The sequence below is a fragment of the Streptomyces sp. BI87 genome, from assembly GCF_025957665.1.
Classification (GTDB): Bacteria; Actinomycetota; Actinomycetes; order Streptomycetales; family Streptomycetaceae; genus Streptomyces; species Streptomyces albidoflavus.
The window spans coordinates 1,053,568-1,066,729 of the sequence record NZ_CP110079.1 but is presented as its reverse complement, the minus strand read 5'-3'; the positions used below and the strand labels follow the sequence as shown (position 1 = coordinate 1,066,729).

The 13,162-nt window shown below is 73.7% G+C and carries 12 protein-coding genes; all 12 read left to right on the top strand.

Annotated features, from left to right (window positions below):
- The first annotated feature begins 491 nt into the window (after window positions 1–491).
- The 12 genes from OIM89_RS04545 to mnhG all read left to right on the top strand — a co-directional run bounded on the left by OIM89_RS04545 (window position 492) and on the right by mnhG (window position 13,158).
- A complete protein-coding gene (locus OIM89_RS04545; protein ID WP_047469471.1) occupies window positions 492–2,012 on the top strand; it encodes an ATP-binding protein in 1,521 nt (506 codons plus the stop codon).
- A 2-nt stretch (window positions 2,013–2,014) separates the two neighbouring features.
- Window positions 2,015–2,425, top strand: coding sequence for a roadblock/LC7 domain-containing protein (locus OIM89_RS04540; RefSeq protein WP_023416462.1), 411 nt, complete (start codon window positions 2,015–2,017; stop codon window positions 2,423–2,425).
- Entirely contained in the window at window positions 2,422–2,784 is a 363-nt protein-coding gene (locus tag OIM89_RS04535; RefSeq protein WP_030697909.1) for a DUF742 domain-containing protein, read from the top strand. The genes OIM89_RS04540 and OIM89_RS04535 overlap by 4 nt, the downstream gene beginning before the upstream one ends.
- On the top strand, window positions 2,762–3,376 hold the full coding sequence (locus OIM89_RS04530; protein ID WP_264491014.1) for a GTP-binding protein: 615 nt from the start codon (window positions 2,762–2,764) through the stop codon (window positions 3,374–3,376). Before OIM89_RS04535 ends, OIM89_RS04530 begins: the two co-directional genes overlap by 23 nt.
- Entirely contained in the window at window positions 3,373–4,629 is a 1,257-nt protein-coding gene (locus tag OIM89_RS04525; protein WP_030697911.1) for a cytochrome P450, read from the top strand. The genes OIM89_RS04530 and OIM89_RS04525 overlap by 4 nt, the downstream gene beginning before the upstream one ends.
- Window positions 4,626–5,873: a cytochrome P450 family protein gene (locus OIM89_RS04520; RefSeq protein WP_030697912.1), complete on the top strand. Its 1,248-nt coding sequence runs from the start codon at window positions 4,626–4,628 to the stop codon at window positions 5,871–5,873. Before OIM89_RS04525 ends, OIM89_RS04520 begins: the two co-directional genes overlap by 4 nt.
- A gap of 132 nt (window positions 5,874–6,005) precedes the next feature.
- Entirely contained in the window at window positions 6,006–8,948 is a 2,943-nt protein-coding gene (locus OIM89_RS04515; protein WP_226964567.1) for a Na+/H+ antiporter subunit A, read from the top strand.
- On the top strand, window positions 8,945–10,111 hold the full coding sequence (locus OIM89_RS04510) for a Na(+)/H(+) antiporter subunit C (protein ID WP_226964568.1): 1,167 nt from the start codon (window positions 8,945–8,947) through the stop codon (window positions 10,109–10,111). Before OIM89_RS04515 ends, OIM89_RS04510 begins: the two co-directional genes overlap by 4 nt.
- A complete protein-coding gene (locus tag OIM89_RS04505) occupies window positions 10,108–11,781 on the top strand; it encodes a Na+/H+ antiporter subunit D (RefSeq protein WP_151167800.1) in 1,674 nt (557 codons plus the stop codon). The genes OIM89_RS04510 and OIM89_RS04505 overlap by 4 nt, the downstream gene beginning before the upstream one ends.
- On the top strand, window positions 11,778–12,383 hold the full coding sequence (locus tag OIM89_RS04500) for a Na+/H+ antiporter subunit E (RefSeq protein WP_047469478.1): 606 nt from the start codon (window positions 11,778–11,780) through the stop codon (window positions 12,381–12,383). The genes OIM89_RS04505 and OIM89_RS04500 overlap by 4 nt, the downstream gene beginning before the upstream one ends.
- Window positions 12,380–12,712: a monovalent cation/H+ antiporter complex subunit F gene (locus tag OIM89_RS04495; RefSeq protein ID WP_030699226.1), complete on the top strand. Its 333-nt coding sequence runs from the start codon at window positions 12,380–12,382 to the stop codon at window positions 12,710–12,712. The genes OIM89_RS04500 and OIM89_RS04495 overlap by 4 nt, the downstream gene beginning before the upstream one ends.
- Window positions 12,709–13,158 carry a monovalent cation/H(+) antiporter subunit G gene (mnhG, locus tag OIM89_RS04490; protein WP_030699225.1) on the top strand — a complete coding sequence of 150 codons (450 nt, stop codon included), beginning with the start codon at window positions 12,709–12,711 and terminating at the stop codon, window positions 13,156–13,158. Before OIM89_RS04495 ends, mnhG begins: the two co-directional genes overlap by 4 nt.
- The last annotated feature ends 4 nt before the right edge of the window (window positions 13,159–13,162 follow it).

Here is a 13,162-nt window from a genome sequence, read left to right as displayed (position 1 = left end):
TGCGCATACCGTTCCCGGCGGCGCGTCCCAGGGACGGCCGGAGTGCGCCCCATCCTTCCCCTCCGCCCCGCCGGTCACCGGCCGTCCGTCAGGTTTGAGACCCCCTGACGCGGTGATACGCGCCCGGTCGGGCCCCGGAGGACGAGGAGGTTGCCGCAGGTGCGCGCAGAGGCACGGAGCCGGGCCGGAGCGCCCCCTTCTCCGTACCGGCCACCCGTTCCCGGAGGAACCGGGCCAAGTGGTGCCCACGCTGGGTGGCCTGATCGTGACGGTGCGCGGGAAGGGGAGCGGGAGCACCGCTTCCGCTTTCCGCCGGCGAGGTTACGATCAGTCAAGATCACTTGCCGGCAAGGAAGTTCACCCTTGCCGGCCCGGTCCGGCCGTCCCGTGGGACGGACCCGGCGCCACGGGAGCGGCCGCACGGAGCCGCGGCTGACCCTCCGGACCCGTACACCCGCCGGCCGACACGTTCCACCCTGCGAAGGTTCCCCATGGCTCGTTCCCCCCTGCACGCCCCCGGCCCCGGCTCCGGCCGCGCGGCGCGCACGGCCCGGCTGCTGTGGCCCCTGGCCCTGGCGCTCGCCCTCGCGACCTTCCTCACCGCCGCCGCCCTGATCGCCCGGTACGGCCCGGTCGCCGCCGCGCTCGGCACCGGCGTCGCCGGAGTCGCCGCCGTCGCCCTGCTGGAGCGGCTGCGCCGCGACCACCGGGCCGCGCTCGACGAGGCGCGACGCCAGGGCGAGCTGGTCGCCGCCCGCGACGAGGAGGCCGTCCGCCGCGAGGCCCGCTGGCGCGCGTACGCCGAGGAACAGGCCGGGCACGTCCGCGACGAGCTGGCACACCTGCTGAAGGAGCGGCTGCCCGCCGCGACCTCCGGGACCGCCGGGATTCCGCCCGCCGGACCGGCCGCCGCGGAGCTGGCCGAGACCATGCCCGAGGTCCCCGGCCTCCTCGACCGGCTCCTTGCCGAGGTCGCCCAGGAGGCCGCCGACCAGGCCGAGTCGCAGCGGCTCTCCCTGGTGGAGCTGGCCAGCCGGGTGCAGACCTCCGCCCACCGCATCCAGGCCACCGTGACCGGCCTCGCCGAACGCTTCCCCGGCGACACCGACCTGCTCGAAGCCACCATGCAGGTCGACCACGCCGCCACCCAGCAGGCCCGCCACGCCCAGAGCCTCAAGGTGCTCTGCGGTGAGTGGCCCGGCCAGCAGTGGCAGAAGCCGCTCGCCCTGGTCGACGTGGTGCGCGCCGCCTCCGGCCGCATCGTCGCCTATCGCCGGGTGACCGTCTCCGGAGAGCCCGACCTCGGTGTGCACGCCTCGGTGGTCGAGCCGCTGATCCACCTGGTCGCCGAACTCCTCGCCAACGCCACCGAGTACTCGCCGCCGCGCACCAGCGTCCTGGTCACCGTCCGCGCCGTGCAGCGCGGCGCCGTGATCGAGGTGGACGACGGCGGCCTCGGCCTCGACGAGTACCGGCTCGGCCACGCCCGCGAGATCGTCTCCGGCCGCCGGCTCCTCGGCGTCGGCGAGGTCGGCGAGATCCCGCAGACCGGCTTCGCCGTCGTCGGCCGCTTCGCCGACCGGCACGGCTTCCAGGTCGACCTGGGCCCGTCCCCGTACGGCGGTGTCCGTGCCGTCGTGCTGATCCCGCTGGAGCTCCTGGAGACCCTGGAGCCCGCCGGGTCCCGCGCCGCCGCACCGCCCGCCGCCGAAGCGCCGCCCGCCGTGCCCGCGACGGCCCCCGCCCCCGAGCCGCCCGCGCCCCGGGAACGCCCCCGGCGCGCCCCCGGCTCCCGCCTGCCCCAGCGCCGCTCCCGGCGTGGCGAAGGGCCCGGACCAGCCGGGGAGACGCCCGCAGGACCCGCCGCCCCCGCCCCCGGCACTCCCGAGGAGGCCGGCGACTGGATGGACGCCTTCTTCGCCGGCGGCCGCGGCGAGCCGGACCCGCCGCCCGCCGGGCCCACCGACCCCCACCCGCACGATTCCGCCGATCCCCCCGAAGGACAGCCCTGACCATGACTTACGTGGAGAACCCCGAGCAGCGCGCCTGGATGATCGCCGACGTCGCCACGGTGCCCGGCGTGCGCCAGGTCATCGTCTTCAGCGGCGACGGGCTGCTGCTCGCCAAGTCCGACTCCATGGACCGGGACGCCGCCGACCGGCTCGCCGCCAACTGCTCCGGGCTTCAGTCCCTCGGCCGGAGCCTGGGCCGGGAGCACGGCGCGGAGGGCGGCGCCGTCCACCAGCAGATGGTCGAGTTCGAGGGCGGCTTCCTCTTCATGCGCAGCGCAGGCGGCGCCCACCTCGCCGTCCTCACCGGACCGGTGGTCGACCCCAAGCAGGTGGCCCGCCAGATGCAGGCCCAGGTCCTGAAGATCGGCGCGGGCAACCTCAGCAGTCCGCCCCGCCAGGAGCCCGCCCGGTGACGGCCGCGGGGGAGCAGCCCGAGCGCCCGGTGCGTTCGTACGTCATCACCAAGGGCCGGGCCCGGCCCAGCCGGAACACCATCAACGTCGACACGCTGCTGGTGGCCGCCGACCCGGGCCGCCCGCTGCCGGTGACCGCCTCCCGCGAGGAGACGGCGCTGGTGCGGATGTGCGCCCGGCTGCTCTCCCTGGCCGAGGCCGCGGCCCACCTCGCGCTCCCCGTGAGCCTGGTCAAGGTGGTCGCCTCGGACCTGGTCGACTCCGGCCATCTGGCCGCCCGTTCCGGCATCCCCGAGGCCGCCGGGCCCGACACGCAACTGCTTCAGGAGGTACTGGATGGGCTCCGCCGGCTCCGCTGACCGCTATCTGCCCGACACGGTCCAGCAGGCCGTCAAGATCCTCGTCGTCGGCGCCTTCGGCGTCGGCAAGACCACCCTGGTCGGCTCCGTCAGCGAGATCGAGCCGCTGCGCACCGAGGAGCACATCACCGAGGCCAGCGCCGGCGTGGACGACCTGGCGGGCGTCGGCACCAAGCACACCACCACCGTCGCCATGGACTTCGGCCGCATCACCCTCAACCCCCGCATCGCCCTCTACCTGTTCGGCACCCCCGGCCAGCGGCGCTTCTGGGACCTGTGGGAAGGGCTTGCCGAAGGCGCCCTCGGCGTCCTCGCCCTGGTCGACACCCGCCGCATCGAGGACAGCTTCGACGTGCTGGAACAACTGGAGCTGCGCGGACTGCCGTTCGCCGTCGCGGTCAACGACTTCCCGGACAGCGAGAAGTACGGGACCGGGGAGATACGTTCCGCCCTGGACCTGCTCGACGAGACCCCGGTGGTCCTCTGCGACGCCCGCGACTCGCGCTCCTCCCTCGAAGCCCTCATCACCCTCGTCCAGTACGTCTTCGAGCGCGCGGCCCGCCCCGCCGCCCCGCAGGAGCCCGCCGTATGACCGCCGCCCCGCCGCCCGGCTGCCCCGCCCACGCCTCCACCGGCCTCCTCCCCCTGGCCGCCGCCACCGGCGCCCCCGACCACCGGGAGGTCTACCGCAGGCTGCGCGCCGAGTGGGGCGACGTCGCCCGCGTCGAACTGGAACCGGGCGTCGCCGCCTGGCTGGTGATGGGCTACCGCGAGATGCTCACCCTCACCCGCAACGAGCAGCTTTTCTCCCGCGACGCCCGCAACTGGCGCGACCTGCGCGAAGGCGTCGTCTCCCCGCACTCCGGGCTGCTGCCCATGATGGGCTGGCGGGCCAACGTCATCGGCGCCGACGGCCCCGAGCACCGCAGGCTGCGCGCGCCGCTCGACGACGGCGTCGCCCGCATCGACCAGCGGCGCGCCCGCCGCCAGGTCGAGGCGCTCTGCGAGGAGCTGATCGCCGAGTTCGCCGCCCGGGGCAGCGCCGACCTGGTCGGCGAGTACGCCACCATCGTGCCGATGCTCGCCCTCGCCTCCCTGTTCGGGCTGGACAGCGCCGGCGGCCACGAACTGCTGCGCGCCCTGATCGCCCTCTTCGGCAGCGCCGACGACTCCCAGGCGGGCAACCGCCAGTTCGAGGAGATCCTCCTCGACACCCTCCGCGAGCGGCGTGCCCGCCCCTCCGACGACCTCACCACCGCCTTCCTCGACCACCCCGGCCTGCGCAACGAGGCCGAGCACCTCCAGTCGGTCGTCGTCATGATCTCCGCCGGCAACGAGACCGTCACCGCCTGGATCGCCCACACCCTGCGGCTGCTCCTGTGCGACCCGCGGTTCGCCTCCCGGCTGCACGGCGGCCGCCTCGGCATCGACGACGCCCTCGACGAAGCCCTCTGGCGCGACCCGCCGATGAACAACATGCCCGCCCGGTACGCCCTGCGCGACACCGAACTCGGCGGTCACCGCATCCGGCAGGGCGACTGCCTGATCCTCGGCATCGCCGCCGCCAACGACGACCCGCTGATCCGCCCCGAGGACGAGCTGACCGAACCGGGCAACCGCGCCCACCTGGCCTTCTCGGCCGGCCCGCACGTCTGCCCCGCCCAGGTCCCGGCCCGCCTCATCACCCGTACCGCCGTCAAGACCGTGCTGCACCGGCTCCCCGGGCTCCGGCTCACCGTGCCCGCCGAGGAGATCGGCTGGCGCCCCTCGCCCTGGACCCGCGTCCCCACCGCGCTGCCCGTCGCCTTCCCGCCCGCGCCCCGACCGTCCAAGGAGAACCGGTGACCACCACCCCCGACGCCGCCGTCCCCGAGATCACCCTCGACCCGTACGGCAGCGACCACCACGGCGAGGCCGCCCGGCTCCGCGCCCTCGGGCCGGTGGTCCGCGTCCGCCTCCCCGGAGACGTACGCGCCTGGGCCGTCACCCGTCACGACCTGCTGGCGGAACTGGTGGCCGACCCGCGCATGAGCAAGGACTGGCGGAACTGGAACGCCATCCGCCGCGGCGAGATCGAGGACGGCTGGCCGCTGATCGGCATGGTCAAGGTGACCAACATGGTCACCGCCGACGGCCAGGAACACCGCAGACTGCGCAAGCTCGTCATGCAGACCTTCACCCCGCGCCGGGTCGCCGAGCTGCGGCCCCGCGTCGAGGCGATCGTCGCCGAGCTGCTGGACGAACTGCCCTCGCACGCCGACGCCGACGGCGTCGTGGACCTGCGCCGGCACTACGCCAACCCCGTCCCGATGCGGGTCATCTGCGAACTCTTCGGCGTCCCCGGCCACGAGCAGCCCCGCCTCAAGGAGCTGATGGACAACATCTTCCGCTCCGACCTCGGCCCCGAGGAGGTGACGGCCAGCCAGGTCGAGCAGTACCAGCTGCTCGCCCGCGTCGTCGCCGCCCGCCGCGCCGAGCCCGGCCCCGACCTGACCAGCGCGCTCATCGCCGCCCGCGAGGCCGACCCGGAGGCGCTCAGCGAGGAGGAACTGGTCGGCACCCTGCTGCTGATGCTCTCGGCCGGGCAGGAGACCACGCTCAGCCTCGTCACCAACGCGGTCCGCGCCCTCCTCACCCACCCCGACCAGCGCGCCCTCGCCGAGGCGGGCGGCGAGGAGGTCTGGGAGGCGGTGGTCGAGGAGACCCTGCGCTGGGACGCGCCGATCGGCAACTTCCCCTTCCGCTACCCGCTGGAGGACGTGGAGATCGCCGGGGTCCCGATCGGGAGGGGCGAGGCGATCATGGCGCCCTACAGCGCGGTCGGCCGCGACCGGGACCAGCACGGCGAGGACGCCGACCGCTTCGACCTGACCCGCGAGCAGCACCGCCATCTCGCCTTCAGCCACGGCCCGCACTTCTGCCTGGGCGCGCCGCTGGCCCGTCTGGAGGCGGCCCTCGCCCTCCCCGCCGTCTTCGCCCGCTACCCGCACATCTCCCTCGCCGTCGACCCTGACACCCTCACCCCGGTACCCTCGATGTTCTCCAACAGCTCCGCCACCCTCCCCGTCCGGCTCGCCCATGACGCCTGAGCACCACCGGTTCCACGCCCGCCCGGCGCGCCCGGCGCGCCGGGCTCCGAACCCGCGCAGCGCGATATATCACTATTGGGTGCATTACGTTCCTTCTGTGACCCGTAGGCGACCCGAGCGACCCGGCGCCCTATGATCGCGCTCGTCGCCGCCCACTTCGTGCTCGCCATGTGTGCCAAACCGCTGGTCCGGTGGCTCGGCACCAGGGCGTTCCTCGTCCTCGCGCTGCCCCCGCTCGCGGCCACCGTGTGGGCCGTCGTCCAGCTGGGGGACACCGCCGAGGGCGCCTCCACGGACTGGAACTGGGAGTGGATTCCCGCCTACGAGGTCTCCCTCGCACTGCGCCTGGACGCACTCTCCGAGCTGATGGTCCTGCTCGCCGCCGGCATCGGCACGCTGGTCCTCGTCTACTGCGTCCGCTACTTCCACGACGGCACCCGCGGCCTGAGCCGCTTCGCCGGCACCCTGCTCTCCTTCGCCGGCGCCATGCTCGGCCTGGTCCTCGCCGACGACCTGATCCTGCTGTACGTCTTCTGGGAGATCACCAGCGTCCTGTCGTTCCTGCTCATCGGCCACGGCAGCGAGTACAAGCAGAACCGGCGCTCCGCCCTCCAGGCGCTCACCGTCACCACGCTGGGCGGACTGGTCATGCTGGTCGGGTTCCTGATGCTCGGCCACGTCACCGGCACCTACCGGATCTCCGAGATCCTCGCCTCCCCACCGCCCTCCTCCACCCTGCTGGAGATCGCGGCCCTGCTCATCCTCTGCGGCGCCTTCTCCAAGTCGGCGATCTGGCCGTTCAGCATGTGGCTGCCGAACGCCATGGCCGCCCCCACGCCGGTCAGCGCCTACCTGCACGCCGCCGCCATGGTCAAGGCCGGCATCTACCTCGTCGCCCGCCTCACCCCCGCCTTCGGCGACCTCTCCCTGTGGCGCCCGCCCATCCTGGTCCTCGGCTGCGCCACCATGCTGCTCGGCGGCTGGCGCTCGCTGCGCCTGCACGACCTGAAACTGGTCCTCGCCTACGGCACCGTCAGCCAGCTCGGTTTCCTGATCGTCCTCGCCGGCGACGGCAAGTACGACGTCGGGCTCGCCGCCGTCACCATGATCCTGGCCCACGCCGTCTTCAAGGCCCCGCTCTTCCTCGTCACCGGGATCATCGACCACGCCACCGGCACCCGTGACCTGCGCCGCCTCTCGGGGGTGGGCCGCACCCTGCCCTGGGTGGCCGGCACCGCCGTGGTCGCCGCCCTCTCCATGGCCGCCCTCCCGCCGATGCTCGGCTTCGCGGCCAAGGAGGCCGCCTTCGAGTCGCTGCTGGAGGGAGACACCCCCGACCTGTGGGCGCTCGGCGTCATCGTCGTCGGCTCCGCGCTCACCACCGCGTACAGCCTCCGCTTCGTCTGGGGGGCCTTCGCGCGCAAGACCGGGGTCCCCGACACGGCCGCGCAGAAGGTCGACTGGCTCTTCCTCGGCCCGGCCGCCGTCCTCGCCGTCTGCGGACTGGTCCTCGGACCGGGCGTCAGCTCGACCGAGGAGCTCTTCGCCACCTACGCCTCGCAGTACACGGCCCCCGCCAGCCCCTACCACCTCGCGCTCTGGCACGGCTTCGGTACCGCGCTCGGGCTGTCCGTCGTCGCCTGGGTCGCCGGTGTGCTGCTCTTCCTCGCCCGCAAGGAGGTCCGCACCCTCTCCCGGCGCGTCGCCTGGCCCACCGCCGACGCCGTCTACGGGCAGGTCCTCCTCGGCCTGGAACGCGTCTCCCTCCAGGTCACCGGCTTCGTCCAGCGCGGCTCGCTCTCCGTCTACCTCGCCGTCACCCTGCTGGTGATGCTGGCCGGACAGCTCGCCGTCCTCGTCACCGACCAGCCGTGGACCGGGGCCCGCGCCCCCGCCCGCTGGGACTCCCCGCTCCAGGCCGCCATCGCCGCCCTCACCTGCGCCGCCGCCCTGATGTGCCTCACCGTCAGCCGCCGCATGAAGGGCGTCGTCCTGGCCGGGCTCACCGGGTACGGGGCGGCACTGCTCTTCGTCCTCCAGGGCGCCCCCGACCTGGCCCTCACCCAGTTCGGCGTCGAGACCGTCTCGATGATCGTCTTCATCCTGGTGCTGCGCCGGATGCCGGTCCACTTCGAGGAGTCCTTCAGCCCCTGGCGCCGCTGGGCCCGCATCCCGGTCGCCCTCGCCAGCTCCCTGGTCGTCGCCGTCGCCGTCTGGGTCGCCGCCTCCGCGCGCACCGCCCGCCCGGACGGCGAACCGATCGTGACCGAGGTCGCCCACCACGGCCTGAAGAACGTGGTCGCCACCATCCTCGTCGACCTGCGCTCCTGGGACACCATGGGCGAGTCCGCCGTCCTCGCGGCCGCCGCCGTCGGCGTCACCAGCCTCATCTTCCTGCACCGCCGCACCGACAGCGCCGGCCAGGAGATCCCGTACGACCGGACCATCTGGTCGCTCTCCTCGCGCGGCGTGGGGCGCCCCGGACCCGGCCCGGACAGCACCCGCGAGCGGACCTGGCTGGCCGCCGGGCGCTCGCTCGCCCCCGAGCACCGCTCGGTCGTCTTCGAGGTGCTGGCCCGGCTGATCTTCCACCCGATCCTGGTGCTCTCGGTCTACCTGCTCTTCTGCGCCGAGAACCTGCCCGGCGGCGGCTTCATCGGCGGCCTGGTCGCCGGCGTCGCCCTGATCACCCGGTACCTCGCCGGCGGCCGCTTCGAACTGGCCGAGGCCGCGCCCCGCCAGCCCGGCCTCTTCACCGGGCTCGGCCTCTTCGTCATGACCGCCACCGCCCTGCTCGGCCTGGCCGACGGAACGGTCCTGCACGCCTTCGAGTACCACGGCCACCTGCCGCTCTTCGGCGAGTACCACCTCGCCACGCCCGTCCTCTTCGACTTCGGCGTCTACCTGCTGGTCCTCGGTGTCGTCCTCGACATCGTCCGCGCCCTCGGCGCCAAGGTCGACCGGCAGATCGAACGCGCCGCGGCGGAGGGCACCGTCGGGGCCAAGGGCGTCCTCGCCACCCGGAGCGGCGAGGACCCGACCGATCCCGCCACCGGAGGAGGAGACGGCCGATGACCATCAGCCTTGCCCTGCTCGTCACCGCCACCGTGCTGATCGCGGTCGGCGGCGTCCTGCTGCTCACCCGGCCGCTGACCCGCATCCTGCTCGGCGCGGTCGTCACCTCCAACGGCATCAACCTGCTGCTGCTCTCCGTCACCGGACTCTCCGGGCCCGCCCCACTGCTCTACCCGGGCGTCGACCCGGCCTCCGTCACCGACCCGCTGCCGCAGGCCATCACGCTGACCGCCATCGTCATCACCCTCGCCACCACGGCGTTCATCCTCGCCATGGCCTACCGCTCCTACCAGCTCACCGGCACCGACGAGATCCACGACGACATCGAGGACCGCAGGGTCGCCCTCCGCAGCGAGGTCTACGACGAGCGCAGCCAGCTGCGCAGCCGGTACCGGGAGGCCGACCGCGACCCCGAGGTGCGCCGCCGCTACCGCGCGGAGCGCCGCCAGCTCAGCGCCCGCCTCCGCGCCGACCGCGCCCTCCAGGCACGCGGCCGCGACGCGTCCGGCGACCTGTGGAACGACATCCTCGGCGCCGACCCAGCCGACTACCCGCAGGGCCCGGAGAGCGGCGAGGAGGGCGGCCCCGAGACGCCCGGCCCCGACGGCACCGGGCCCTCCCGCCCGGACACCGGCCCCTCGGGCGCCCCCGACACCTCCGCCCCCGACGAACCGGCCGCCGCCCCCGCCGAACCCGGCGCCACCGGCCAGGAGGCCCCCGAGTCGGCCGGCCCCCAGGCCACCGACACCACCACCCGCCCCGAGCCCCCCACCCCGGGCGGCGAGGAGGCCCCCGACCGGCACGCCGAAGCCCCGGCCGAGGAGGACACGCGCCCTGGCGGCCAGGCCCCCGAGGCCCGGGGCGCGACCCCGGCCCGCCCGGGCGAGGCCCCCGCCCCGGACGACGACAGCGGCGCCACCGCGACCCGGCCGCGCCGCGTCGTCCCGCCCCCCGACGCCCAGCACCCCCCGGAGGACCCCGTCCCCGACGGCTCCCCCGAGGCGGTCCGCCGCCGGCCCCGCCCCGGGGACCACCCCGCCCCCGACCCGCACCCGGGCCCCGCCCCCTACCCCTCGACCCCGCCCGGTCCTGAGAGCGCCCGCAAGCCGTACCCCCGCCCGGGCCGGGCCGACCGCCCGCAGCCCCCAGGAGACCTCAGGTGAACGCACTCGTCCCCCTGCCGGTGCTGCTGCCGCTCTTCGTCACCGGCCTCAGCCTCGCGGCGGGCATCCGGCTCAAGCGGTTCCAGCGGTTCATCAGTGTCGCCGTGCTCACCGCCGTCGTGGTGATCTCGGTCGTCCTGATGATCGCCGCCGACGACGGCCCGCTCTCCGTCCACCTCGGCGACTTCGCCCCGCCGCTCGGCATCACCCTGGTCGCCGACCGGCTCAGCGGGCTGATGCTCACCGTCTCCTCGCTGGTCACCCTCTGCGTGCTGGTCTACTCGCTCGGCCAGGGCATGGCAGACAAGGACGACGAGACCCCGCTCGCCGTCTTCCACCCGGCCTACCTGATCCTGGTCGCCGGGATCGCCTGCACCTTCCTCGCCGGCGACCTCATGAACCTCTTCGTCGGCTTCGAGATCATGCTGGTCTCCAGCTTCGTCCTGCTCACCCTCGGCGGCACCGGTCCCCGGATAAGGGCCGGTTCGACCTATGTGATCATCTCGCTGCTCTCCTCGATGATCTTCCTGGTGGCCATCGCCATCACCTACGCGGCCACCGGCACCGTCAACTTCGCGCAGCTCGCCGAGCGGTTCGACGACCTCTCCCTCGGCGTCACCACCCTCGTCCAGGCGATGCTGCTGACCGTCTTCGGCATCAAGGCCGCCGTCTTCCCGGTCGCCGCCTGGGTGCCCGACTCCTATCCGACGGCGCCCGCCCCCGTCACCGCCGTCTTCGCCGGCCTGCTCACCAAGGTCGGCGTCTACTGCATGCTCCGCACGGAAACCCTGCTCTTCCCCGGCAACCGGCTCGGCAACCTGCTCCTGGTCGTCGCGCTGGCCTCGATGATCATCGGCATCCTCGGCGCCGTCGCCCAGACCGACCTGAAGCGGCTGCTCTCCTTCACCCTGATCAGCCACATCGGCTACATGGTCTTCGGCATCGGCCTCGCCGACCGCGCGGGTATCGGCGGCGCCATCGTCTACGTCGTCCACCACATCACCGTGCAGACCACGCTCTTCCTCGTCGCCGGGCTGATCGAACGCCGGGGCGGCACCACGGAGCTGACCCGGCTCGGCGGCCTGGCCCGCAGCGCGCCCCTGCTCTCCCTGCTCTTCTTCGTCCCGGCCATGAACATCGCGGGCATCCCGCCGTTCTCCGGCTTCATCGGCAAGCTCGCCCTGATGCGGGCCGGCGTCGACAACGGGTCGGTCCTCGCCTGGGTCCTGGTCGGCGGCTCGACCCTGACCAGCCTCCTGACGCTCTACGTCGTCGTGAAGGTCTGGAACCTCGCCTTCTGGCGCAGCGAACCGCCCGGTCAGGCCGCGGAGGGCACCGTCATGGAGTCCCAGGAGGACGACGCCGACGACGACGCCGACGACGCCGACGACGACGCGGCCGACGAGGGCGGACCGGCCGTCACCCCGCAGGACGACCAGGGCATCCCGGTGCGGCCGGGCGGCGGCCAGGTCGTCGCCACCAGCATCACCGGGAAGGCCGTCACCACCACCAAGCGGCCCCCGCGCACCATGCTCGCGGCGACCGCCGCCACCGTCGTGCTCGGCCTCTCCTACACCGTGCTCGCCGGTCCGCTCGCCGCCTACACCGACCGCTCGGCGCAGGAACTGCTGACCCGGACGCCGTACATCGAGGAGGTGCTCAGGCCGTGATCACCTGGTCGGCGCGGTCCCCCGAACTCCCGCCTTACTCCATGGCCTTCGGCCACGGGCGGCACCGCAGGGTGCTCGACCTGCCGCTCGTCGTCTGGCTCGCCGTCATCTGGCTGCTGCTCTGGGGCACCTTCTCCTGGGCCAACCTCGTCAACGGCGTGGTCGTCGGCGTCCTGCTCTGCCTGGCCTTCCCGCTGCCCCCGGCCGACCTGGGCCTGCGCCTGCACCCCTGGGGCATCCTCAAGCTGGTGGTCTACCTGCTCTGGGACATGTGGATCTCCGGGGTCCGCGTCACCAAGCAGATCTTCGTGGACTACCCGCACCGCGCGGCCGTCCTCGCGATCCCGCTCCGCTGCCGCTCCGAACTCATGCTCACCGCCACCGCGGTGGCCGTCTCCAACGTGCCCGGCGGCTCGGTCATCGAACTGCGCCGCGCCACCGCCACCCTCTTCGTCCACGTCCTGGACGCCGACGATCCCAAGGCGCTGGAGACCGCCCGCCGGTCCGTCTGGCGGACCGAGGAACTGACCGTCCGGGCCTTCGGCAGCCGCGAGGAGATCGCGCGCGTCTCGGCCGACCCCCGGCAGGAGGACGCGACATGACCGTCTTCGAATGGATCGACCGCGTCCTGCTGACCGCGGCGGTCGTGATGATCCTGCTCGCCGGAGCCCTGCTGCTGGTCCGCCTCTGGCGGGGCCCCTCCATGCTCGACCGCGCCATCTGCCTGGATGTCACCGCCGCCCTGATCATCGCCGGCCTCGGCGCCCAGGCCGCCTTCAGCCGGGACCCGTTCTACTTCCCGATCATGCTGGTGCTGGCCTTCCTCGGCTTCACCGGATCGGTGGCCATCGCCCGGTTCATCGCCGTACGCGACCGGCCCGCCGCCGCCCACGGGCGGGAAGCCACCGTGGAGGAGGACCGCAGCGCATGAACCCCACCCCCTGGGCCCAGGCCGCGGACACCGTCGGCGCCTTCCTCGTCTTCCTCGGCGCCGCCATCTGCCTGCTCGGCTCCATCGGCATGGTCAAGCTCCCCGAGGTCCTCTCCCGCAGCCACGCCGCCACCAAGCCGCAGGCCCTGGGCATCCTGCTGGTCCTGGTCGGAGTCGAGCTGCGGCTGCGCACCGGCATCGACGCCGGCACCCTCGCCCTGATCATCTTCTTCCAGCTGCTGACCGGGCCCGTCGCCTCCCACCTGGTGGCCCGCTCGGCGTACCGCACCGGCGGCGTCCACGCCGACCTCCTCTTCGACGACCTCGACGAACAGCTCAGCGAGGAACCCGACATGCCGCGCAGCCACCCCCGTCCCGACCCCGACCGCGAGGACGCCGCCCCCAAGGACGGGCCGGAGGACGGGCACCCCCCGGGCGGCGGCTGACGGC

Coding starts and splice junctions, on each gene's coding strand:
- OIM89_RS04545 (WP_047469471.1), top strand. CDS start 492: ATGGCTCGTTCCCCCCTGCACGCCCCCGGCCCCGGCTCCGGCCGCGCG.
- OIM89_RS04540 (WP_023416462.1), top strand. CDS start 2,015: ATGACTTACGTGGAGAACCCCGAGCAGCGCGCCTGGATGATCGCCGAC.
- OIM89_RS04530 (WP_264491014.1), top strand. CDS start 2,762: ATGGGCTCCGCCGGCTCCGCTGACCGCTATCTGCCCGACACGGTCCAG.
- OIM89_RS04525 (WP_030697911.1), top strand. CDS start 3,373: ATGACCGCCGCCCCGCCGCCCGGCTGCCCCGCCCACGCCTCCACCGGC.
- OIM89_RS04515 (WP_226964567.1), top strand. CDS start 6,006: ATGATCGCGCTCGTCGCCGCCCACTTCGTGCTCGCCATGTGTGCCAAA.
- OIM89_RS04510 (WP_226964568.1), top strand. CDS start 8,945: ATGACCATCAGCCTTGCCCTGCTCGTCACCGCCACCGTGCTGATCGCG.
- OIM89_RS04495 (WP_030699226.1), top strand. CDS start 12,380: ATGACCGTCTTCGAATGGATCGACCGCGTCCTGCTGACCGCGGCGGTC.
- mnhG (WP_030699225.1), top strand. CDS start 12,709: ATGAACCCCACCCCCTGGGCCCAGGCCGCGGACACCGTCGGCGCCTTC.